The sequence below is a fragment of the Pseudoalteromonas sp. SANK 73390 genome, from assembly GCF_054966645.1.
In genome coordinates this window covers 11,860-33,434 of the sequence record NZ_ARPN01000128.1, presented here as the reverse complement: position 1 = coordinate 33,434, position 21,575 = coordinate 11,860, and the positions used below count along the sequence as shown (strand labels likewise).

At 40.3% G+C, this 21,575-nt stretch carries 22 protein-coding genes and 1 pseudogene; 21 read left to right on the top strand and 2 right to left on the bottom strand.

All coding sequences use genetic code 11. The features are described 5' to 3' along the window. The first annotated feature begins 36 nt into the window (after positions 1-36). The 9 genes from SANK73390_RS17720 (at position 37) to SANK73390_RS17680 (ending at position 9,030) form a co-directional block, all read left to right on the top strand. The gene (locus SANK73390_RS17720; protein ID WP_462767756.1) at positions 37-1,116 is read left to right on the top strand and encodes a pilus assembly protein PilM; all 1,080 of its coding nucleotides are present in this window, start codon (positions 37-39) and stop codon (positions 1,114-1,116) included. Further along, positions 1,104-1,676 carry a PilN domain-containing protein gene (locus tag SANK73390_RS17715; RefSeq protein WP_462767755.1) on the top strand — a complete coding sequence of 191 codons (573 nt, stop codon included), beginning with the start codon at positions 1,104-1,106 and terminating at the stop codon, positions 1,674-1,676. The genes SANK73390_RS17720 and SANK73390_RS17715 overlap by 13 nt, the downstream gene beginning before the upstream one ends. Before the next feature lie 23 nt (positions 1,677-1,699). Next, positions 1,700-2,305, top strand: a complete 606-nt coding sequence (locus SANK73390_RS17710) for a type IV pilus inner membrane component PilO (protein WP_462767754.1) — start codon at positions 1,700-1,702, stop codon at positions 2,303-2,305. Next, on the top strand, positions 2,302-2,844 hold the full coding sequence (locus SANK73390_RS17705; RefSeq protein ID WP_462767753.1) for a pilus assembly protein PilP: 543 nt from the start codon (positions 2,302-2,304) through the stop codon (positions 2,842-2,844). Before SANK73390_RS17710 ends, SANK73390_RS17705 begins: the two co-directional genes overlap by 4 nt. 19 nt (positions 2,845-2,863) lie before the next feature. Then, positions 2,864-4,900: a type IV pilus secretin PilQ gene (locus SANK73390_RS17700; protein WP_462767813.1), complete on the top strand. Its 2,037-nt coding sequence runs from the start codon at positions 2,864-2,866 to the stop codon at positions 4,898-4,900. A 162-nt stretch (positions 4,901-5,062) separates the two neighbouring features. After that, positions 5,063-5,581 (top strand): shikimate kinase AroK, encoded by a 519-nt coding sequence (gene aroK, locus SANK73390_RS17695; protein WP_261594044.1) that lies wholly within the window; start codon positions 5,063-5,065, stop codon positions 5,579-5,581. 23 nt (positions 5,582-5,604) lie between these two features. Continuing rightward, positions 5,605-6,675 carry a 3-dehydroquinate synthase gene (gene aroB, locus SANK73390_RS17690; RefSeq protein ID WP_462767752.1) on the top strand — a complete coding sequence of 357 codons (1,071 nt, stop codon included), beginning with the start codon at positions 5,605-5,607 and terminating at the stop codon, positions 6,673-6,675. Continuing rightward, on the top strand, positions 6,675-8,126 hold the full coding sequence (locus SANK73390_RS17685; RefSeq protein ID WP_462767751.1) for an SPOR domain-containing protein: 1,452 nt from the start codon (positions 6,675-6,677) through the stop codon (positions 8,124-8,126). The genes aroB and SANK73390_RS17685 overlap by 1 nt, the downstream gene beginning before the upstream one ends. Before the next feature lie 52 nt (positions 8,127-8,178). Next, complete coding sequence (locus SANK73390_RS17680) at positions 8,179-9,030, top strand: Dam family site-specific DNA-(adenine-N6)-methyltransferase (protein WP_462767750.1); 852 nt, start codon at positions 8,179-8,181, stop codon at positions 9,028-9,030. On the opposite strand, the gene SANK73390_RS17675 is transcribed toward SANK73390_RS17680, so the two are convergent. Together SANK73390_RS17675 and SANK73390_RS17670 are read right to left on the bottom strand one after the other, a co-directional pair. Beyond that, positions 9,015-9,155 carry a DUF2970 domain-containing protein gene (locus SANK73390_RS17675; RefSeq protein WP_462767749.1) on the bottom strand — a complete coding sequence of 47 codons (141 nt, stop codon included), beginning with the start codon at positions 9,153-9,155 and terminating at the stop codon, positions 9,015-9,017. The two genes, SANK73390_RS17680 and SANK73390_RS17675, sit on opposite strands and share 16 nt — an antisense overlap. Positions 9,156-9,198: 43 nt before the next feature. Continuing rightward, entirely contained in the window at positions 9,199-9,495 is a 297-nt protein-coding gene (locus SANK73390_RS17670; protein ID WP_462767748.1) for a hypothetical protein, read from the bottom strand. A 196-nt stretch (positions 9,496-9,691) separates the two neighbouring features. Between SANK73390_RS17670 and rpe the strand changes: the two genes are divergently transcribed. From rpe to SANK73390_RS17610, 12 genes and pseudogenes are all read left to right on the top strand, one after another. Further along, entirely contained in the window at positions 9,692-10,369 is a 678-nt protein-coding gene (rpe, locus tag SANK73390_RS17665) for a ribulose-phosphate 3-epimerase (protein WP_462767747.1), read from the top strand. Between the two features lie 6 nt (positions 10,370-10,375). Continuing rightward, positions 10,376-11,041: an HAD family hydrolase gene (locus SANK73390_RS17660; RefSeq protein WP_462767746.1), complete on the top strand. Its 666-nt coding sequence runs from the start codon at positions 10,376-10,378 to the stop codon at positions 11,039-11,041. A gap of 29 nt (positions 11,042-11,070) precedes the next feature. Further along, on the top strand, positions 11,071-12,075 hold the full coding sequence (trpS, locus tag SANK73390_RS17655) for a tryptophan--tRNA ligase (protein WP_462767745.1): 1,005 nt from the start codon (positions 11,071-11,073) through the stop codon (positions 12,073-12,075). Between the two features lie 54 nt (positions 12,076-12,129). Then, positions 12,130-12,711 (top strand): anthranilate synthase component II, encoded by a 582-nt coding sequence (locus SANK73390_RS17650; RefSeq protein ID WP_462767744.1) that lies wholly within the window; start codon positions 12,130-12,132, stop codon positions 12,709-12,711. A 36-nt stretch (positions 12,712-12,747) separates the two neighbouring features. Then, positions 12,748-13,923, top strand: coding sequence for an HDOD domain-containing protein (locus tag SANK73390_RS17645; protein WP_462767743.1), 1,176 nt, complete (start codon positions 12,748-12,750; stop codon positions 13,921-13,923). 310 nt (positions 13,924-14,233) lie between these two features. Next, positions 14,234-15,445, top strand: a complete 1,212-nt coding sequence (locus SANK73390_RS17640; RefSeq protein ID WP_462767742.1) for an aspartate aminotransferase family protein — start codon at positions 14,234-14,236, stop codon at positions 15,443-15,445. Between the two features lie 71 nt (positions 15,446-15,516). After that, the gene (gene astA, locus SANK73390_RS17635) at positions 15,517-16,533 is read left to right on the top strand and encodes an arginine N-succinyltransferase (protein WP_462767741.1); all 1,017 of its coding nucleotides are present in this window, start codon (positions 15,517-15,519) and stop codon (positions 16,531-16,533) included. Between the two features lie 17 nt (positions 16,534-16,550). Further along, a complete protein-coding gene (astD, locus tag SANK73390_RS17630) occupies positions 16,551-18,023 on the top strand; it encodes a succinylglutamate-semialdehyde dehydrogenase (protein ID WP_462767740.1) in 1,473 nt (490 codons plus the stop codon). A 178-nt stretch (positions 18,024-18,201) separates the two neighbouring features. Then, positions 18,202-18,537 carry a DUF3802 family protein gene (locus SANK73390_RS17625; RefSeq protein ID WP_261594030.1) on the top strand — a complete coding sequence of 112 codons (336 nt, stop codon included), beginning with the start codon at positions 18,202-18,204 and terminating at the stop codon, positions 18,535-18,537. A 78-nt stretch (positions 18,538-18,615) separates the two neighbouring features. Next, positions 18,616-19,029 carry an OsmC family protein gene (locus tag SANK73390_RS17620; RefSeq protein WP_462767739.1) on the top strand — a complete coding sequence of 138 codons (414 nt, stop codon included), beginning with the start codon at positions 18,616-18,618 and terminating at the stop codon, positions 19,027-19,029. Positions 19,030-19,114: 85 nt separating this feature from the next. Beyond that, the gene (speD, locus tag SANK73390_RS17615) at positions 19,115-19,924 is read left to right on the top strand and encodes an adenosylmethionine decarboxylase (RefSeq protein ID WP_261594028.1); all 810 of its coding nucleotides are present in this window, start codon (positions 19,115-19,117) and stop codon (positions 19,922-19,924) included. A 336-nt stretch (positions 19,925-20,260) separates the two neighbouring features. Beyond that, a pseudogene (locus tag SANK73390_RS17610) lies at positions 20,261-21,464 on the top strand (IS256 family transposase). The last annotated feature ends 111 nt before the right edge of the window (positions 21,465-21,575 follow it).

Genomic DNA, 21,575 nt, shown 5'->3' with positions numbered 1-21,575 from the left:
CGTTAAAAGTTAAAACAAAGGATAAAGACCAAGCGCATGCTCAGCAACCTCTTTCAAAAGCAAGCTCCGATGATGATTGGCATCGATGTTGGTTCACATTGTGTCAAGGCTGTATTACTGTCGCAATCTTCCGCCGGTTACCGAGTTGAAGCTTTGGCTATTGAGCCAGTACCGAAAGGGGCAATTACTGAGCGTGCAATTCAAGATATTGAAGCCATCGGTCGAGTAATAAGTAAAATAAAAAAGCGCATTCCTAGGCTCACTCAATTTGGTGCTGTTGCAGTATCAGGCCAAACCGTGATCACGAAAGTGATTTTTATGGATGTATCATTAACCGATGCTGAATTAGAGTCGCAAATTGCGATTGAAGCCGATAGTTTGATTCCTTACTCTTTGGATGAAGTCAGTATTGACTTTGAAAAAATATCTGTGAATGAAGCGGACCCATCTAAAGTGAATGTGCTGTTATCTGCTGCACGTACTGAAAGCGTTGAAGCACGTGTCGGTGCGCTAGAAGAAGCAGGTTATCAAGCTAAAGTGGTTGACGTAGAAAACTACGCATTAAGTCGTTCATTAAACATAATGTATGGCCAACTTCCAGCAGACGCTTTTGATAAAATGGTTGCTGTTATTGATATTGGGGCCGTGATTAGTTTGGTAAGTGTTGTGCTTTCAGGTAAAACAATTTATACGCGTGACCAAGTATTTGGTGGTGAACAATATACAAATAGTATTGTTGCTTATTACAACAAGTCATTTGATGAAGCCGAAATAGCTAAAACAACGGGTGACTTGCCGCCAAACTATATATTCGAGGTATTAGCGCCATTTCAAACTGCATTGTTACAGCAGATAAGGCGTGCTGTACAAATGTTCATTACAAGCAGTGGCAGGGAGCAAGTCGATTATATCGTACTTACTGGAGGAACTGCGTTAGTTGAAGGATTAGATAGACTGCTTATAGAAGAGCTTGGTATTCATACTATTGTTGCTGACCCATTTGCCGATATGGAAATAGGTCCTAAAGTCGACCGTAATGTGTTAGAGCGCCATAAACCACAATTTGCAATTGCAGCAGGTTTGGCATTAAGGAGTTTTTCATCATGCCACATATAAACCTGCTGCCATGGAGAGAGCAAAGGCGACAAGCTTCTCAGAGGAAGTTTCTTTCTATTGTGGTAGCCAATATTATTGTGGTGCTATTTATTTTGTACTTAATAGGTTCTTTTTATGATGGTTTAATGGCAGGTCAACAGATAAAAAATAACTATCTAAATCAGGAGGTTGGTCAATTAGATAGCCGTATCGTTGAGATTAATAACTTGAGCCAGCAAAAAGAAAGCTTACAAAGACGTATAAACTTAATTGAAGAACTGCAAAGTAACCGAAATTTAGGTACGCAAATTATTGATGAAGTTGTGAGAATTGTGCCTGCAGGGGTGTATCTTACAAGCTTGGAGCGAAAAGAAGATCTAATTAAAGTTATAGGGCGCAGCGAATCTAATAACCGTTTGTCGCAAATGTTACGTTCAGTTGAAAGTTCATATTTACTTGAGCGGCCCACAATACAGGGCATTGTAACAGGCGAGCAAAGTTCACGTTTATTAAGTGATTTTACTATGCACTTTTATGTAAAGCCATATCGTGAAATTAAGGTAGCTGAACGTGATAATTAAATCGGCATTAATGAGATAAAAACGTGAATTTTGACTTAAAAGCTTTACAGAATATTGATTGGAATGAGATTGAACTCGATAATATTGGTGAGTGGCCGGTTGCGGTCAAAGCTTTATGTTGTGTGTTGGTTGTGATTATTACATTTGTTGTAGGTTACAGCTTACTTGTATCAAATTCGATAGAGCGTTATGAGCATGTGGTTCAGCAAGAGGTACAGTTGCGCAATAGTTATAGAATCAAATATGCACGAGCAAATAATTTAGACTTATATCGTCAGCAAATGAAGGATATGGAAGCGCAATTTGCTCAGCTTTTACGTCAGTTACCTTCTTCGAACGAAACACCTGGTTTATTGGACGATTTGACATATGTTGGCACATCGAGTGGTTTAACTTTTTTGAAAATAGGCTGGTTGCCTGAAAATAAAAAAGAGTTTTATACAGAGTTACCAATCAAACTTGAGGTTATAGGCACCTACCACGAATTTGGAGAGTTTGTTAGTAAAGTTGCTCAATTGCCTCGTATCGTAAGTTTGCATGATTTTCGTATAGAAAATGCAGGCAGTAGTACCTTGGTATTTAGCGTGGTGGCTAAGACCTATCGCTATGGGCAGGGTGAAGAGTCATGACGAAAAGGAACAGCTATTTGATGCTAAGCTTAGCTGTATTGTTTGGTTGTAACGATGATACTGCTGAGCAAAAGGAGTTTATTGATCAAATTCAAGCAAGTGCGATGCCTCAGGTTGAGCCTGTTCCTCAAATGCGTGATTTTACTCATTTTGCATATACCGCGCATAACCTGAGAAGCCCATTTGTTGCTCCTGAACCTGAAGTGATAGAGAGCAAAATGGTTCAGGTACAAAACTGTTTACATCCCGAACCTGACAGAGCGAGAGACCCTCTTGAAAAATATCCAATTGATACACTATCAATGAAGGGGACTATAGCAACTAAAGAAATCACGTGGGCATTAATTAAAGCATCCGATCAAGGTTTTTATAAAATAAAAAGTGGTCAGTATATGGGCCTGTATCACGGTGAGGTTATTAATGTTCAGCCAGGATTTATAGAATTATTAGAACTTATCCCTGATGGCAGTGGCTGTTGGAAAGAGCGCTTATCTAGGGTAGAGATCCGAGAAGCACAAGAGAGCAGTGTGAGTGAATAACAACAAAGGTAGTGAAAGTATGACCCATATCGGGAATAGTTTGAGCGTAAAAGGTATTATTTACGGCTTATTATTGGTCGCGTCAAGCTGGGTTAACGCATTGCCTATGCTATATGATGTGCGTTATAACCCAGTCCCTGACGGAGAGACGCAGTTGGAACTGGTGTTTGATGAACAGCTTGAAAGTGAACCTCAAGTACGAGTGTTGACGGAACCTGCGCGTTTTGAGCTGTTTTTCTCAGCCGTTGAATTTGAAGAAAGTCTTAAATCATTGGATGTGAATAAGGCTGGGATCACGACGATTGCAAGTAAGCTAACTGATGACGGTATTATCGTGACCGTGTATATGGAACAGTTAAAGCTTTACAAAACATACGTTAAAAACAATATTGCCTACCTCCAAGTTTCAGATAATCCGATCCCTTCAGAAGCAAGTAGTGATACAAGTTTACAAAAGAATCAAATTCAATCAATCGACTTTCGCCGTGGTGATAAAGGTGAGGCAAAAGTTCTAGCATTTTTAAATAGTCCCCAAGCTGCGATTGATGTACAAGAACGTGGCGGTAAAATTTATGCTGATTTTCATAATATAGCTATTCCTGATGACTTGTTATATGAATTAGATGTGCTTGACTTTGGTACTATAGTAAGTCGTATAGAAACATTTCGAGAAAGTGCCAAAAGTAGGCTGGTGATTGAGCCAAATGGCGCGTTTAAATATACTTATCAACAGCTAGATAATATCTTCACTTTAACGGTTGAAAAAAATGATGAAGAGCGCAGTTTTGGCGTGAGTAAGAGTTATCAAGGTCAGCCTATCACATTAAATTTTCAAGATATTCCGGTAAGATCGGTATTACAAATTATTGCTGATACTAATAACTTTAACTTAGTCACAAGTGATACGGTATCAGGTAATATCACTTTACGTTTAGATGGCGTTCCATGGGATCAAGCTTTAGATGTCGTTTTAAGAATCAAAGGGCTTGATAAACGTATGGATGGATCAATATTAATGGTTGCGCCTTCTGAAGAGTTAGCAGCCAGAGAAGCTAAAGAATTACAGGCCCGTAAACAGGTTGAGGAGTTAGAGCCGCTTTACAGTGAATATATTCAGCTGAATTATGCCAAAGCAGAAGAGTTTGCCGACTTACTCAAAACGGACATTAACAGTATTGTTAGTGATAGAGGGAGTGTATCGGTTGATAAGCGGACTAACACGCTATTAATTAAAGATAGCGCTCGAAGTATTGAAAGTATTCGACGTATGGTTGAAACACTGGATGTGCCAGTAAAACAAGTCAGAATTGAGTCACGGATGGTAACGGTCAAAGATAACGTACAAGAAGATTTAGGTGTACGTTGGGGCTTTGGCGATCAGCAAGGCACAGATGCTATTTCTGGGAACTTAACAGGTGCTCAGGAGCTGTCTAATGGCATAACACCGGATCTTGCCAATCGTTTAAATGTTAATTTGCCCGTTACAGGCGTCTCGGCTGGTACAATTGGTATGCATATCGCGAAACTTGCTGATGGTACTTTAATTGATTTAGAGCTATCTGCTTTGGAGCAAGAAAATAAAGGTGAGATAATCGCAACACCGAGTATTACAACCGCTAACCAAAAGAAAGCACGCATAGAGCAAGGTACTGAAATTCCTTATTCTGAATCTGCAGGTGCAAGTGGTGCAACCTCGGTGAGCTTTAAAAAAGCGGTGCTAAGCATGGAAGTAACACCACAAATCACACCAGATAATAAAATTATACTAGACTTGGTTATTACTCAGGACACACGAGGTGACAATGTGCAAACGTCATCAGGTCCTGCAGTGGCAATTAATACACAAAAGATTCAAACCCAGGTGTTGGTCGATAATGGCCAAACGGTTGTATTGGGTGGAATTTATCAGCAGGAAATTACCAGCGCGGTAAGTAAAATTCCACTGTTAGGTGATATTCCGTACCTAGGCGCGATGTTTAGAAACACTCGAGAAATAAACGAGAAAAAAGAATTACTGATTTTTGTGACCCCAAAGATCATGATTGATGGTCAGTAATGAGCATATAGTTGGACGAATTTAACTACTGTAGTTGCTTTTTATACTATTTAACTTGAAATCGTTCATGGATTACTGAGATAATCCCTTCCTTAATTTTGGGGCCAGGTCGTTAGGCGGGGTTTTATTTCAAATTTTAGAGTTCGTTAGTACTAAAAAGATATGGCTGAGAAACGTAATATATTTCTAGTAGGCCCTATGGGGGCTGGTAAGAGCACAATTGGTCGTCACCTAGCTGATCAATTACACCTTGAATTTTTCGACTCGGATCAAGAAATTGAACGCCGTACAGGCGCAGATATTGCTTGGGTGTTTGATCTTGAGGGTGAGGAAGGTTTTCGAGTACGTGAAGAAGGCGTAATTTCGGACCTCACAGAAATGCAAGGTATAGTTTTAGCAACGGGTGGTGGTTCTGTCGTGAGCAAAGAAGTGCGCAATAAGTTATCTGCGCGCGGTATCGTTGTTTACTTGGAAACGCCAATTGAAAAGCAAGTTGCTCGCACACAACGTGACAAGCGTCGTCCTCTGTTACAAACAGAAGAAGCGCCACGCGATGTGCTAGAACGTTTAGCAGAGGAACGAGAGCCTCTGTACAAAGATGTTGCAGACTTTGTGGTACGCACAGATGAGCAAAGCGCAAAGGTTGTAGCAAATCAAATCATAGAAAAGCTAGATTTTTAATTTTGACTACCTAGGAGGGATAGATGCTTGAGTTGAAGGTAGATTTAAACGAGCGAAGCTATCCTATCTACATAGGTCAAAATTTATTAGCAGATGTTGGGCGACTGACCAAGCACATCGGTCAGTGTCGTCCAGTCATCATTACAAATCACACTGTAGCGCCATTATATCTAAATAGCCTACTTGGTGCGCTCAATGACTATGAGCCACTTCATTTCATTTTACCTGATGGTGAACAATACAAAACACTGACTTCATTTGAGCAGGTTAATGCTTTCTTGTTGCAAAATAATTGCGCAAGAGACACATGCCTAATTGCTTTAGGTGGAGGTGTTATTGGTGACTTGACTGGCTTTGTAGCGGCTTGTTATCAGCGCGGTGTTCCTTTTATCCAAATTCCTACTACGCTGTTATCCCAAGTCGATTCGTCTGTTGGCGGTAAAACAGCTGTAAATCACCCTTTAGGTAAAAACATGATAGGAGCTTTTTATCAGCCTAAAGCAGTTTTTATTGATACTGACAGTTTATCTACTTTACCAGCAAGAGAGTTTGCAGCGGGAATGGCTGAGGTCATCAAGTACGGCCTTATCCATGATGAGCAATTTTTAACGTGCCTAGAAGATAACCACGACGCATTATCAACATTACAGCAAGATGTGTTGATGCATGTGATCCATCGTTGTTGCCAAATAAAAGCTGAAATAGTGGCACAAGATGAAACTGAAGCAGGAATTCGAGCACTATTAAATTTGGGCCATACATTTGGACATGCTATTGAAGCGCAAATGGGTTATGGCAACTGGCTTCATGGTGAAGCTGTGGCTGTGGGTATGGTGCTTGCTGTAAGGTTGGCTGCATTACGTGATGCGTTAACCGGGGCTGAGGTTGCTCGCGTTGAAGCCTTAATACAGAGCTATCAGTTGCCTACGGTGATACCTAAGGAAATGAGTTCTGAGCAGTTTTTGTTTCATATGCGCAAAGATAAGAAGAACAAGCAAGGGCGTATTCGCTTCATTGTACCTACTTCTCTTGGGGCATGTGCATTGGTTGATGATGTGTCTGATGACACGGTGAGTTTACTAATAGGCCGCTAATGCAGTCGAAAATTTTACCGAGTAGAGCTGCGCTAGTTGATAGAATAGCGTTACAGTTTGAGTATGGACAAAGTCTGATCTGTTTAGTGGGTTCTTCTGGTCTAGGTAAAAGCTATATTGCTGAATCTTTCATTACTGATAAATACTCCGAATTTAATAAAGCCTTTATACAATTATCTGCAACAACTAAAGATAGTGAACTTATGATGCAATTATTGCAGCATAGTTTTCGAGCTCCTTTGGTAGATCATAATCAGTCTCTTAGCCAAAACTTTTATGCGCTGTATCAGCAAAACCCACCGGGGCCCTGTTTATGGGTATTAGATGGATCACGTCACCTGTCTGACGAAATGATCGTTCAGTTACAGACTCTTGCAAAAAAATGCCCAGAAACGCTTTATATATTGGTAACAGCTCAGTCTCCAAATATGTTGCCACAGGCGCTTGAAATTCATTTAGAGCGACTTTCGATGGATGAATCTCGTCGTCTTATGGAAATGTTTTTTAAACAACTACCTTCGCAGGAAGACCCTATATTTAATGCTTTTTTAAGTGGTTGCGAAGGGAATCCAGCTGTTTTATTGCAGTGGCAAACTGAGCAACAAGTTGACTTAAGAGCTGGGACTAAGCAAGTATCAAAATTGTCATGGCACTTGGTACTATTGACTGTCATATTGGCTATTTTAATGGTGGCCTTAATATATCAAAAAGAGCTTATAGCATTGCTCCCAACATCAGAGCAAAGTGAAGAATTGAATACTGTACTACCTGTGTCAAAAGTGCTCAATAATGATTCAGAACAGCTGGTGGATACTTTAATAACAGAGCAAGCTATAGAAAAAAATAATCTAGTTCAGCCCACTAATACAGATAATTATGGACAAGTGAATAGATCATCAAACAGCAGCTCAGCGCAAAATGTTGCTGCAATCGTTTCGGCTTTAGTAAATGAAAACCCCGTTACGGATAGTATACAAATTCCTAATTATCAAATGGATAGCGAAAAACCTACGACTAATCTAAAGGCTATTACAGAGCAACAAGCCGCTGAGCCTAGCCGTAATGAATTATTAGGCAATGACGTTCAACCACAAAGCACAACTAAAGATATTATCGAAAAACCTTTGAGTAACAGTGCACAGGCACTTAAACGAAATGATAGCGAGTGGTTGCTAACACGCAACGATAATGAGTGGGCGATACAATTGTTAGCAGTAAAGGATGAAGCAGTTGCGCAAGAATTTGTTGATCTTCATCAGTTAACCAATGTTAAAGTGTATAAGGCAAGCCGTAGTAATGACAGCTGGTGGATTGTTATTCTGGGTCCGTTTGAAAGCTTAGAGCAGGCAAAGGTAGCAAAATCGTCACTGCCAGAACAAATATTAAGTGGGCAGCCATTTTTTAAGAAAGTTGATAAAATAAAACAGGAAATTGACCAGCCTACTCGGTAATTACCTACTTTTAGTGTAAAATCGGCCCACGCTTTTTATAAATAGAATCAGTATGCAACAAAAGACTCGCGCCTTCCTGAAGTGGGCAGGTGGAAAATACAGTTTGGTTGAAGATATTGCTCGACGTTTGAAAGTAGCAAATCAAGATGCCGATACGTTAGTCGAGCCATTTGTAGGTGCAGGATCAGTATTTTTAAACACCAATTTTAAAAATTACTACTTGAATGACATCAATGCTGACCTGATTAATTTATACAATGAGCTTAAACGCCAACCAGATGAATTTGTAAGTGATGCTAGAAAGTTGTTTGTGGAGCTTAATAACCATCCTGATGCTTATTACGCTTATCGCTTGCAGTTTAATGCAAGTGTTGACATATATGAGCGTGCAATCTTATTTTTGTATATGAATCGTCATGGTTACAATGGATTGTGTCGTTATAATTTGAAAGGCATTTTTAACGTCCCGTTTGGTAAATATAAGCGCCCCTACTTTCCAGAGAAAGAGTTGTATGCGTTTGCTTGCAAAGCACAAAAAGCAACGTTTACTTGCCAAAGTTATGCTGATGCTTTTCGTAAGTTACCTGAAAATGCCGTTGTATATTGCGATCCGCCCTATGTACCTTTAAGTAAGACTGCTTCTTTTACTTCCTATGCAAAAGGTGGCTTTGACTTAGATGATCAAGCTAATTTGGCGAATTTAGCTGAACAAACTGCGTTTTTGCATCGAACACCAGTATTAATTTCAAATCATGATACGGTGTGGACGCGTAAGATATATAGCCAAGCAAACTTAGATGTTATTCAGGTTAAACGCACTATTAGTCCTAAGGGAAATGGGCGCAATAAAGTCAACGAGCTAATGGCTATGTATGATAAGCGCGAATGTTATGGTACAAGGTAGTTTACAAAAGCTGCTAACACGACGACAAATGTAATAACTAAAATGATACCTACAATAAGGTAGGGTGCAACGGCAGGCTTACTAAAGTCGTCTTTATATTTTTTTTCACTTTGAACTCCTATCATTGCCGCCAACACACTTTGGAGTATTCTAAGGGAAAACATTGGGTTATATCCCTGACCTTTGCGTTATACTACTATCGTTTTGCCTACCAGAACCAAGAAGCAGCTCTAGCAGATCAAGGTAATGAAATTGAGCGCTCCCACTTTCACCCATCAACCAAGAATACCAGTTAATATCTGTTTGTGTTTTACAGTACTGTGATGTATTACTAGAAGATTTGCATGTGCAATTGTCATGTTTGGTAAGTGCTAACGTAGCGCTGCCATCTTGAGAAACAAAACTCACTGACATAACCACTACCGCACTAAGCACAAGCATCCGTGTTCTAAGCCGACCTAACATAATATTACTCCACCTAACGGTTATCATTAGATAGTACACAATAATCGCTCATTAAACAAACTGAATTTGGGTTCTTACTTGACATAACGCGCCCTAATATATCTGAGTTAACACCTTATATAATCTTATTACTGTGTCGAAATTCTAAAATAAGGTAAAGTATTGTCGACAAATCGAGGAACAGAGGCTTTTTATTGTGCAAAAAAATACCAGTTACTTAATCGCACCATCTATTTTGTCTGCAGATTTAGCCCGTTTAGGTGAAGATGTAGAGCGAGTGATCCAAGCCGGTGCTGATGTAGTTCATTTTGATGTTATGGATAATCATTATGTTCCCAACTTGACGTTTGGGCCCATGGTTTGTAAAGCGCTGCGTGAGTACGGCATTACAGCTCCGATTGATGTTCACTTAATGGTTAAGCCCGTTGACTCTTTAATACCAGACTTTGCTAAAGCTGGCGCGAATATTATTACTTTTCACCCAGAAGCCAGCGAGCATATTGACCGTACAATTAGCTTAATAAAGGACCATGGCTGTCAAGCTGGTTTAGTATTTAATCCTGCAACGCCCTTGCATTATTTAGATCATGTGATGGATAAACTTGATGTAATATTATTGATGTCTGTGAATCCTGGGTTTGGTGGCCAGAGTTTTATCCCTCACACGTTAGATAAGCTACGCCAAGTCAGAAAGTTAATCGATAATAATGGTAAAGATATTCGTTTGGAAGTAGATGGCGGTGTTAAAGTTGATAACATTGCACAAATCGCGGCTGCAGGAGCTGATATGTTTGTGGCCGGTTCAGCTATTTTTAACCAGTCAGATTATCAAGAGGTTATTACCCAAATGCGCCAGCAATTATCTAAGGTGTAGTAAGTAATGCGTTATCAAGGTGTTTTATTTGATTTGGATGGTACGTTAATAAACAGTGCACAAGATATGTATATCGCACTGAACCTGACATTGACGGAAGTCGCATTCCCTATTGTTAGCTACGCACAAGTTTCTACTTGGGTCGGTAATGGTATTGATATGCTGGTTAAGCGGGGGTTAAGTGGTGGTATACAAATTAATACTGAGTTGCCACAGGTATTAGTTGATGTAGCCATTGCAACATTTAAAGGGCATTATAAATTGTTGGCTGGACAGTACGTAAACCTTTATCCTAACGTAGTCACTGGATTGGCGGCATTAAGTGGCTTTTCAAAGGCGGTGGTCACCAACAAAGATAGGGTGTTTACTGACCCCCTTTTGGAGCGGTTAAAGTTAACCTCATATTTTGAGGTACTTGTGTGTGGTGATGATGGGCTAAAAAAGCCAGCTGCGCAGCCATTGCTACAAGCTTGTGAGAAAATGGGACTAAAACCCCATGAAGTTATCATGGTAGGCGATTCAAAAAGTGATATTCTAGCTGCACACAATGCAAATATTGATGTAATAGCCTTAACTTATGGATATCATCAAGGGGTAAATTTGCAAGAATTTAATCCACAGTACCTCTGTGACGATTTCTTAGATATAATCCCCATTTTAACTCAGCGATAATATAATATAATATTTTATAAAGGAACATCATGACTAAACCAGTAGTGTTAAGTGGCATTCAGCCAACCGGTGGTATGACGATAGGCAATTATGTAGGCGCTATTAACCAGTGGCTTAACTTACAAGAAGATCATGACAGTTTCTTTATGTTGGTTGATTTGCATGCTATCACTGTACGCCAGGATCCTAAAACCTTGCGAGAGCGAGTATTAGACGGTATTGCGTTATATACTGCATGCGGTATAGACCCACAAAAAGCCGCTTTATTTGTGCAGTCACAAGTGCCAGAGCATGCTCAACTTGCATGGGTGCTTAATTGCTATGCACAAATGGGTGAATTGAATCGCATGACGCAATTTAAAGATAAATCGTCAAAACATGCGAATAACGTCAATGTTGGGCTGTTTTCTTATCCTGTATTACAAGCTGCTGATATCTTATTGTACCAAGCAGATCAAGTACCTGTTGGTGAAGATCAGAAGCAACATTTAGAATTAACAAGAGATATTGCGACGCGTTTTAATAATCTTTATGGTGACGTGTTTAAGATTCCGCAGCCATATATTCCAGAGCTGGGTGCTCGCGTTATGAGCTTGCAAGATCCCTTGAAAAAGATGTCGAAGTCAGACGACAACCCCAATGCGTTCATAATGCTGTTAGATGAGCCTAAAAAGATTGAGAAAAAACTTAAAAAAGCGGTGACTGACTCAGACGAACAAGCACGTATATATTTTGACAGAGATGAAAAACCAGGCGTATCTAACTTGCTTACGTTACTATCAGTTGCAACAAAACGTCCTATTGAGCTATTAGTCCCTGAATATGAAGATAAGATGTATGGACACCTAAAAAAAGATACTGCTGAAGCCGTTGTTGCGATGATTGAACCGATTCAAGAGCGCTTTAAAGTAATAAGGGAAGATCAAGCGTTGCTTGATAATATCATGCGCCAAGGTGCAGAAAAGGCAAGTATTAGAGCAGATAAAACCTTAAAAGCTGTTTATGATGCAGTTGGTTTTATTCCTCGTCCTTAAATTTACATACTGTAGTTAGCCAGGCTATCGCCTGGCTTTTTTGTGGAAATTTCTATGTTGTTAATGATCGATAACTATGACTCATTTACCTATAACTTAGTGCAGTATTTCCAACGTTTGGATCAAGATGTATTAGTCAAGCGTAATGATGCGCTCAGTTTGGCAGATATTAAAGCTCTGAATCCAGAGCATATTGTCATCTCACCGGGGCCGTGCTCGCCAAATGAAGCTGGTATTTCGCTATCGGTAATTGAAAAATTTAAAGGGCAGATTCCTATTATGGGAATATGTCTAGGGCATCAAGTTATTGCACAAGCTTTAGGCGCTAAGATTGTACGAGCGAATAGTGTTATGCATGGCAAAACGTCTCCTATTGAACATACAGGAAAAGGTGTTTTTAAAGGGCTGCCGAACCCACTTACGGTATGCAGATATCACTCTCTTGTGGTTGAAAAATCCACGCTACCAGCGTGTTTAGATGTAACGGCTTGGACAGTCTCTGGTACACAGCAAGTGGATGAGATAATGGCTATGTGCCATACTAATTTAGCCCTTGAAGGGGTTCAGTTTCATCCCGAGGCAATTTTAACTGAACATGGCCTCAGATTACTTGATAACTTTATTCAGCGCTTCTAGCCTTTGAGTAAAGCAGTTTTTGCATGAAGAGAATATATGACTGAACAAAATGCACATTTAAGGATGGCACAAGCACTTTGTGAGCGTGCCCATGACTTGCTTGTCAGTCATAGTTTTGCGCAGCAGCAACTCGGATATATAAATACTTTAGAAATGAACCTTGGGGAAAAAGTACCTCAGCGAACTTTATTAGAAGTTGAAATAGCCGCGTCTGCGAAGCGCAAAGAAATAAGTACTAGCCATCATAAATATATTGCTAAAGCCAGTGTTCATATTCACCAAGCAATAGAAGAGAGTATTACAAAGCAGGTGAATGATATAGATTGCTTATACTACGAGGTAATGGGTATTGAAGATGGTGTACCCGCCATATTTGACTTACTCGCAGTAAAATCTGCTTCTGTTGGGCGTCTTGAGCCTTTAGTTAATGACCTATCTTGGTTAGGTCGAGAGTTAGTGTCTTTAGTGAATTTACCTCAGTATCGTAAAAAAAGCTCCTCTAGTATAACGGTAAAGGTGGATACGCCTGCGTTGTCACTGCGTTATTTAGGGTTAGAAAACTTACAGTGGGTGATCCCTACTTATGCAATGCGTCATTGGTTGCCACATTCAACCGACCCATTTTCATTAATGAAAAGAAAGCTGCGTGAATTAAGTATGACAACTGCTTTAGCTGCAAAGCAATTGGCAGCATTACATGGTGTGAAAGAGCAACAAGCATATACATTAGGTATGATGCTGGATATTGGTAAAGCGGCACTGACACGCTTGTATTTAAGAACCTATGAAAAGGTATGGCAAGACAGAGTACTTAAAGCAAGAAACAAAGGCCATAAAGATTTACATACCGCATTATTGGAGCTAGGCCCCGACCCGCTTTTTTTACGTAATCTTTTACTTGAGCACTCAGCGACAGTAACGCAGCAGCTGATTGAAAAAATGGCTTTTCGCTACTTACCATTCAATGCGGCTATGGAAGAATTTTCGATTAGTTATTTACCAAACTCGAATAAAAAATTAACTGACCCATTACCACTGACTGAAATACTTAAAAAAGCTCATGGTTATGCATTATACATTTTGTTAAAAGACAACCATTTCATTGAAGACGATGAAACTGAAGTTTGGTTTTCATATTTGGCGCTTACAAAAGCAGAGCAAAAAGCACTCTCTACATGCTCTTTCCATGGTATGCAGTTAACTATTTCATAGTATTTATACAATTTTTTTACGACTAACCATTCAATCATTAAATTATAGAATTAGGCTATGGACCCAGCGTGTATGCTATGTTGTTTGTTTCTTTGCAAATAGTTATTCACAGGTCATGAAATATTATCTCAATCCCTTGAAAACCAAGACCTCTGTAAAAGTTTTCTATGAGACTTTCATCATTTTTTCTGAAATAATAAGTGAATGAATTTTGCACCAAATGACATGAATTGTTGCGTAAAGCGCAGTGAGTGAAAGCCAGATTAGCGCTTTTTCTATGGTGCCCTACTCAACTTAATGAGGAGTTTAAATGACTATTAATCGTGAATTGTTTGATCAAGTAATGGTGCCTAACTATGCACCTTCGGCCGTTATTCCAGTAAAAGGTGAAGGGTCGCGCGTGTGGGATCAAGATGGACGTGAGTATATTGACTTTGCTGGCGGTATCGCAGTTAACTGTTTAGGTCATTGTCATCCTGCATTAGTATCTGCTTTAAAAGAGCAAGGTGAGAAAATATGGCACCTATCAAATGTGATGACCAACGAGCCTGCATTACGCTTGGCTAAAAAACTGGTTGATGCGACCTTTGCTGATAAAGTGTACTTTGCTAACTCTGGTGCTGAAGCGAATGAAGCCGCTCTTAAGCTGGCACGTCGTTTTGCGCTTGATAATTTTGGTGAACAGAAATCTCAAATCATCTCGTTCAACAAGGGCTTTCATGGCCGTACTTTCTTTACTGTCACTGTCGGTGGACAAACAGCCTATTCAGATGGCTTTGGTCCTAAGCCAGGTGATGTGGTGCATTGTGATTATAACGATTTAGCCGCATTTGAAGCGCTAATCTCAGATAATACCTGCGCGGTTATGATGGAGCCATTGCAAGGCGAAGGCGGTATTATTTCTCCAGAAGCCGAATTTGTTCAAGGTGTACGTGAGTTATGCACCAAGCACAACGCACTGTTAATTTTTGATGAAGTGCAAACAGGCGTGGGCCGCACCGGCGAATTATACGCCTATCAAGGTTTAGGTGTTACTCCTGATATTTTGACTACTGCTAAGGCGCTTGGTGGTGGTTTTCCAATTGGTGCTATGATCACCACTGCAGATATTGCTAAGCATTTAAAAGTCGGTACACATGGCTCTACCTATGGTGGTAACCCGCTGGCATGCGCTGTTGCTGAAGCTGCTCTTGATACAGTAAATACCACGGAAGTATTAGACGGTGTGAAAGCCAAAGAAGCGCTAATTCGTGAGTTGTTAACGGCTATCAACGACAAATATAAGGTATTTAGCGAAGTGCGTGGTAAAGGCCTACTATTAGGTGGTGTTATGGCTGAGCAATACAAAGGACGAGCTAAAGAGTTTTTAGTTGAGGGTATCAAAGAGGGTGTTATGTCTCTAGTTGCAGGCGCCGATGTTGTGCGTTTTACACCGTCTTTAGTGATCCCAGACGCAGACATTCGCGAAGGCATGGCGCGTTTTGAAAAAGCCGTGGCGACTGTGGTAGCAAACAACGCCTAACCTTGGAAGGGCTAGCACAAGCTGGCCCTAATTTACCGTTTAGAGTTATAATTTGAGGAGTAAGCGGGCTCATGATGATCCTTCGCCCAATCCAAAAAAGCGATTATCCAGCGCTTTTAAATATTGCCCATGAATCGGGACATGGCTTTACGTCGTTGCCTGTAAATGAAGAGTTGTTACAAAATAAAATTGCACGCTCTGAGTCTTCGTTCCTAAAAGAAGCTGATATTCCTTTTGATGAAGGCTATCTATTTGTGCTTGAAGATAGCGAAACCGGTGAAGTTGTTGGCACCAGTGCCATTGAAGCTGCTGTTGGTTTGGATGATGCATTTTATCACTATCACTTAAGCAAAGTTATTCATTCATCACGCACTCTAGATGTGTACAAAGCCGTGGATATCTTAACGCTTTGTAATGATTACACTGGGGCAACTGAGCTGTGTACTTTATTTTTAAAAAATGGGTATCGCAAAGGTCTAAACGGAAAATTGCTATCTAAATCGCGTTTTATGTTTATTAAGCAACATCAGCACCGTTTTGCAGAAACTGTTATTGCAGAGATGCGTGGCGTGTCAGATGAAAAAGGGCAAAGCCCATTCTGGCAGTGGCTTGAAGAGCATTTCTTTTCTATGGATTTTCCAACTGCAGATTACCTAACAGGTATTGGCCAGAAGGTATTTATTGCTGAATTAATGCCTAAATACCCTATCTATGTCAACTTGTTAAGTGAAGAAGCCCAAGCTGTTATTGGCCAAGTACACAACAATACTAGGCCGGCCATTGAGCTATTAAAGAGTGAAGGTTTTACCTTCAATGGTTATGTGGATATCTTTGATGCAGGGCCGACGGTAGAAGCTAAAGTAAGTAATATTCGTACGGTGCAATCGGTACAAACCAAACGCGTCCGTTTGGGTCAACCGCAAAGCGGTTCCCCTGTGATGGTCGCAAATGATAAACTAGCTGGATATCGAGCTACGATTGCTGAACTTCACGTTGATGCAGCGAGCGATGAAATCATTGTTTCAGCTGATTTAGCAAACGCATTGAACATTGTTGATGGTGATTCAGTCTCCATTGCAACACTCTAAATTTGTAGGTATTAATTATGACAACACATCCTGCTCAACTGATAAATGGTGAATGGGCTGCTGGTCTTGGCAGCGAATTTAAATCAGTTAACCCAGCAAACAATGAGGTGATCTGGCGTGCAAATTCTGCAACGGCAGAGCAAGTTGACGCTGCAGTTAAAGCCGCACGACAAGCTTTTTATACTTGGAGTGATTTAGACCTTGAAAAGCGTTTAGAGATTGTAAAACGCTTTGCTGAAGTTTTAAAAGAACACTCAGAAGAATTAGCCATTGCTATCGCAAAAGAAACGGGTAAACCATTGTGGGAAACTCGCACTGAAGCGGGTGCAATGGTAGGTAAAATTGCTATTTCAGAAAAAGCCTACCATGAAAGAACGGGGACAGTTGAAAACCCTATGCCTGTAGGACGTGCTGTAATTCGTCATAAAGCGCATGGTGTTGTCGCAGTCTTTGGCCCGTATAATTTCCCAGGTCACTTACCAAATGGCCATATTGTACCTGCACTTTTAGCGGGCAATACCGTTATTTTTAAACCGTCAGAACTGACACCTTTCGTTGCAGAATTGACATTAAAACTTTGGTTAAAAGCAGGTCTTCCAGCGGGTGTAATTAACTTAGTTCAGGGTGAGGTTGACACTGGTAAAGCGCTTGCTTCTCATAAAGGTATTGATGGTTTATTCTTTACCGGCTCTTCGCGCACGGGCCATTTCTTACATGAGCAGTATGCCGGTCAACCAGGTAAAATTTTGGCGTTAGAAATGGGTGGCAATAATCCGCTTATCGTTAAAGATGCTTCAGACACAAAAGCTGTTGTACATGACATTATTCAGTCAGCATTTATTTCAAGTGGTCAACGTTGTACCTGTGCTCGCAAGCTATTTTTGCCAGCCGGTGAGCAAGGTGACATGATCCTTGCGCACCTGATTCGCGCAACGAAAGCGATTAGAGTTGGCGACTTTGATGATGAACAGCAACCGTTTATGGGTGCTATGATCTCACAAGCTGCCGCTGCAGGTATGGTTAATGCCCAGGCTCAGTTGCAAGCACTTGGTGGCGAGTCATTGGTTGAGCTAACCCATACAGCTAATACGGGCTTTGTAACACCGGGTATTATTGAGTGTACGAATATTGCACAGTTCCCTGATGAAGAGCATTTTGGTCCATTGTTAAAGGTATTCCGTTACACGGATTTTGACGCAGCGATTGAACTTGCAAATGATACGAGTTTTGGTTTATCAGCGGGTTTGCTCGGTGATAATGAAGCTGATTATGATCATTTCTTACGTCGTATTCGTGCGGGAATTGTAAACTGGAATCGCCCTATTACAGGTGCGTCAAGTGCAGCACCATTTGGAGGCATTGGCGCATCGGGTAATCATAGAGCAAGTGCTTACTATGCTGCTGATTACTGTGCTTACCCAGTTGCATCAGTAGAGCTTGAAAAGGTGACTTTACCAGGTACGTTGAGCCCGGGTCTAAATATTGACTAGTCAATTATTTACAAAAGATTAGCTTACACGTTATTGAAAAATAAAAGCTAATACTTTGGTTCTAAAAAGCAGCATTAGCTGCTTTTTTTATGCTCAGATAAACGACAAAAGTAGCATTAGCGGAGAGTTTCTGCTTAAATCAATATCAGGTGAGTGTAAAATCGTAGGTGGATAAAAGATGGTTTTAGATAAACAAGGTTATGACGAATTGGTCATGTATCTAACACAAAACTTAGCCTTGTTTGAAAAGCCCGGCGAGGTAAAGCCCGGTGCGCCAACTGTAATGGAACTCATAGAAGATGTAATTGCAGAAAATGTGATACGTATTTGTGAACAGCACAGTGAACTCAATACAGAGCAGCGTAGCTTAATTGTACGTGAGGTTGATGGCATTGTTTACGACTTGCAAGAAGTACTTTCAAGTGTCACTGAGCAACGTGTTACGGTAGAACAGCATGAGTTTATAGAAGAATTTGCAGGCTTAGTTAAAAATATGTTTGATTCGGCCGTTTAAAAAGTACAGTTCAAAACAACAAATGTATACAATAACACCGCCTTTAGGCGGTGTTATTGTTTTATTAAAGAGGTAACTATGCAAGCAAATGTAAAATGGGTAGACGGAGATACCTTCATTGGTCGTTCTGAGTCAGGTCATAATATCGTATTTGATGCGGGCTCAAATAGCGCCGCCCCAAGCCCGATGGAAATGGTGCTAATGTCGGCAGGGTGTTGCTCATCCGTTGATGTCGTTAGTATACTGAAAAAGTCAAAGCAAGATTTTGATAATGTTGAAGTAAAGCTCACTAGTGAACGCGCTCAAAACGCCCCTAGAGTATTTACCAAAATGAACCTACACTTTGTAGTTACGGGTCGAAATGTGTCTCAAAAGCACCTTGCTAGAGCGGTTCAATTATCTGCTGAAAAATATTGTTCAGTTGCCTTAATGCTTGATAAAACCGTGGAAATTACTCATAGCCATGAGGTTATTGAAAGCGAGGTAAAATAACTCTTTTTCATAGCGTGTTTTTCGTATAAAATCCGCGAACTTTTGGTTCTGCTCAGCAGATTTACAGTATGAAGGTTGGTCTATCGTGAATAAGCCCTTTGATAAAATTAAACTCCATGGCTTTAACAACTTAACTAAGAGTTTAAGCTTTAGCATTTACGATATTTGTTATGCCAAAACAGAACAACAGCGTAAAGAGTATTTAGAATACATTGATGAGCAGTACAGTGCCGATCGTCTCACTGACATTCTAAAAGATGTGGTTGATATTATTGGCGCTAATGTTTTGAATATTGCGCGACAAGATTACGAGCCGCAAGGGGCAAGTGTGACTATTTTGGTTTCAGAAGAGCCTGTTGAGCAACAGACTTTTGACAGTAATGAAACGCCAGGGCCACTACCTGAGTCTGTGGTTGCACACTTAGATAAAAGCCATATTTGTGTACACACTTATCCAGAAGCACACCCAAATGATGGTATTTGTACATTTAGAGCCGATATTGAAGTGTCGACATGTGGCATAATTTCTCCCTTGAAGGCGTTGAACTTTTTGATTCACTCGTTGGAGTCTGATGTAGTGACTATCGATTACCGTGTACGAGGTTTTACTCGTGATGTAACGGGTGTGAAGCATTATATTGACCATGCAATTCACTCAATTCAGAACTACATGACAGAAGACACGAAAGAAGCATATCAAATGCTCGATGTGAATGTGTATCAAGAAAACCTATTTCACACCAAGATGATGCTAAAAGAAACAGATCTAAATACCTATTTGTTTGGTATTACCACCGATGATTTGAGCAATGATGAAGAGTCAGAGATCAGAGCGCGATTAAACCGTGAAATCCAAGAGGTATTTTATGGTCGTAACTTGCCAGAAGTGGATTAAATAAAGGTTAAGATAAAAAAGCGCTCTATTGAGTAATGCTGATCAGTTAAGAAATATTTAACGATCCATTGACCGGTTTTTTGAATGCTTCAAAATCCGATATCAATAACTGATTTTTTATGCGCTTTGAAACAGAATTAGCTACAACTTTTGATGCTTTTTATACTTTTGAAAAGTTTGCAGAAATACTATCGCCTCAATTACTTGAACAATTAAGTTACTTTAAATTGCCACCAAAACGAGAAGATAGGCGTTATCGTAGATGGGTTAAGTCAAAGGCGGTAGTGTTTAGAAATCTGTGTCATTTCAGTATTATTAAGAAAACAGGAATGACACATGACTCAATCTTTCGACTTCAACAAAGCATTAGCTGAACTTCAATCGGGTAAAGGTTTAACAGGCGAAGATGGTGTTTTAACACCACTCATTAAGCAGTTAACTGAAGCAGCTCTAAAAGCAGAACTAGAACAACACCTAAAATCAGACCCACAACCTAACCGCAAGAACGGTACAAGCAAGAAAACGGTTAAATCATCCGTAGGTCAGTTTGAGCTTGAAACGCCAAGAGATCGTATAGGCTCGTTTGAACCTCAGCTCGTCAAGAAAAACCAAACCAAGCTAACCGCTGAAATTGACCAGAAAATCCTATCCATGTTTGCGTTGGGCATGAGCTATCGTGATATTCGAGGCCACGTTCAGGAAATGTACGGCATTGAAATATCAGAAGCCACCATTACAGGCGTAACTGACCAACTAGTACCAGAGCTTAAAGCATGGCAATCTCGCGGCCTTGATACGCTGTATCCGTTCATCTGGCTTGATGCTATCCATTATAAAATTAAGGAAAGTGGTCGTTATGTTAGTAAAGCCGTTTATACCGTACTTGGTATTAATATCGAAGGTCGCAAAGAGCTACTTGGCCTGTATGTATCGGAAAGTGAAGGCGCTAACTATTGGCTCTCAGTGCTAACCGATTTACACAACCGTGGCGTATCCGATATTTTAATCGCCTGTGTTGATGGGCTTAAAGGGGTTCCCCGAAGCCATTGGCACTATTTACCCTGAAACAGAGGTTCAGCAATGCGTAATTCATCAAATTCGAAACTCGATGAAGTACGTTGCTTCGAAGCACCAAAAAGCGTTTATGGCCGATTTAAAGCCTGTTTATCGTGCTACAACCAAAGAGGCTGCTGAAGTTGTGTTAGACGAGCTAGAGGATAAATGGGGAAAGTTATACCCCATAGTTATCGATTCTTGGCGTCGTAAATGGGTTAACTTGTCAGTTTACTTCAAATACCCTGATTACGTACGCAAGGCAATTTATACTACCAACGCAATTGAAGCCGTACACCGCCAGTTTAGAAAACTCACCAAAACTAAAGGTGCTTTCCCTAACGAAAATAGCTTGATGAAATTATTGTATGCGGGCATATTGAATGCTTCGAAGAAATGGACAATGCCAATCCACAGTTGGAACCTGACATTGTCACAATTAGCCATCCACTTCGAAGGTAGGTTAGATGGCGTGCTAGATATTTAGCAACTTAGGCTGACACAGAATTCTGAACGCCCTCTCAAAGGCTTCTATATATCCGACTAATAAAAATGCCAATCAGCTTAACTGACTGGCATTACTCTAATGAGCGCTTTT

Bases quoted from the DNA above. Each gene is read 5' to 3' on its own strand.
- SANK73390_RS17720 (WP_462767756.1), top strand. From the start codon at position 37: ATGCTCAGCAACCTCTTTCAAAAGCAAGCTCCGATGATGATTGGCATC.
- SANK73390_RS17715 (WP_462767755.1), top strand. From the start codon at position 1,104: ATGCCACATATAAACCTGCTGCCATGGAGAGAGCAAAGGCGACAAGCT.
- SANK73390_RS17705 (WP_462767753.1), top strand. From the start codon at position 2,302: ATGACGAAAAGGAACAGCTATTTGATGCTAAGCTTAGCTGTATTGTTT.
- SANK73390_RS17700 (WP_462767813.1), top strand. From the start codon at position 2,864: ATGACCCATATCGGGAATAGTTTGAGCGTAAAAGGTATTATTTACGGC.
- aroK (WP_261594044.1), top strand. From the start codon at position 5,063: ATGGCTGAGAAACGTAATATATTTCTAGTAGGCCCTATGGGGGCTGGT.
- aroB (WP_462767752.1), top strand. From the start codon at position 5,605: ATGCTTGAGTTGAAGGTAGATTTAAACGAGCGAAGCTATCCTATCTAC.
- SANK73390_RS17685 (WP_462767751.1), top strand. From the start codon at position 6,675: ATGCAGTCGAAAATTTTACCGAGTAGAGCTGCGCTAGTTGATAGAATA.
- SANK73390_RS17680 (WP_462767750.1), top strand. From the start codon at position 8,179: ATGCAACAAAAGACTCGCGCCTTCCTGAAGTGGGCAGGTGGAAAATAC.
- SANK73390_RS17675 (WP_462767749.1), bottom strand. From the start codon at position 9,155: ATGATAGGAGTTCAAAGTGAAAAAAAATATAAAGACGACTTTAGTAAG.
- SANK73390_RS17670 (WP_462767748.1), bottom strand. From the start codon at position 9,495: ATGTTAGGTCGGCTTAGAACACGGATGCTTGTGCTTAGTGCGGTAGTG.
- SANK73390_RS17660 (WP_462767746.1), top strand. From the start codon at position 10,376: ATGCGTTATCAAGGTGTTTTATTTGATTTGGATGGTACGTTAATAAAC.
- trpS (WP_462767745.1), top strand. From the start codon at position 11,071: ATGACTAAACCAGTAGTGTTAAGTGGCATTCAGCCAACCGGTGGTATG.
- SANK73390_RS17650 (WP_462767744.1), top strand. From the start codon at position 12,130: ATGTTGTTAATGATCGATAACTATGACTCATTTACCTATAACTTAGTG.
- SANK73390_RS17645 (WP_462767743.1), top strand. From the start codon at position 12,748: ATGACTGAACAAAATGCACATTTAAGGATGGCACAAGCACTTTGTGAG.
- SANK73390_RS17640 (WP_462767742.1), top strand. From the start codon at position 14,234: ATGACTATTAATCGTGAATTGTTTGATCAAGTAATGGTGCCTAACTAT.
- astA (WP_462767741.1), top strand. From the start codon at position 15,517: ATGATGATCCTTCGCCCAATCCAAAAAAGCGATTATCCAGCGCTTTTA.
- astD (WP_462767740.1), top strand. From the start codon at position 16,551: ATGACAACACATCCTGCTCAACTGATAAATGGTGAATGGGCTGCTGGT.
- SANK73390_RS17625 (WP_261594030.1), top strand. From the start codon at position 18,202: ATGGTTTTAGATAAACAAGGTTATGACGAATTGGTCATGTATCTAACA.
- SANK73390_RS17620 (WP_462767739.1), top strand. From the start codon at position 18,616: ATGCAAGCAAATGTAAAATGGGTAGACGGAGATACCTTCATTGGTCGT.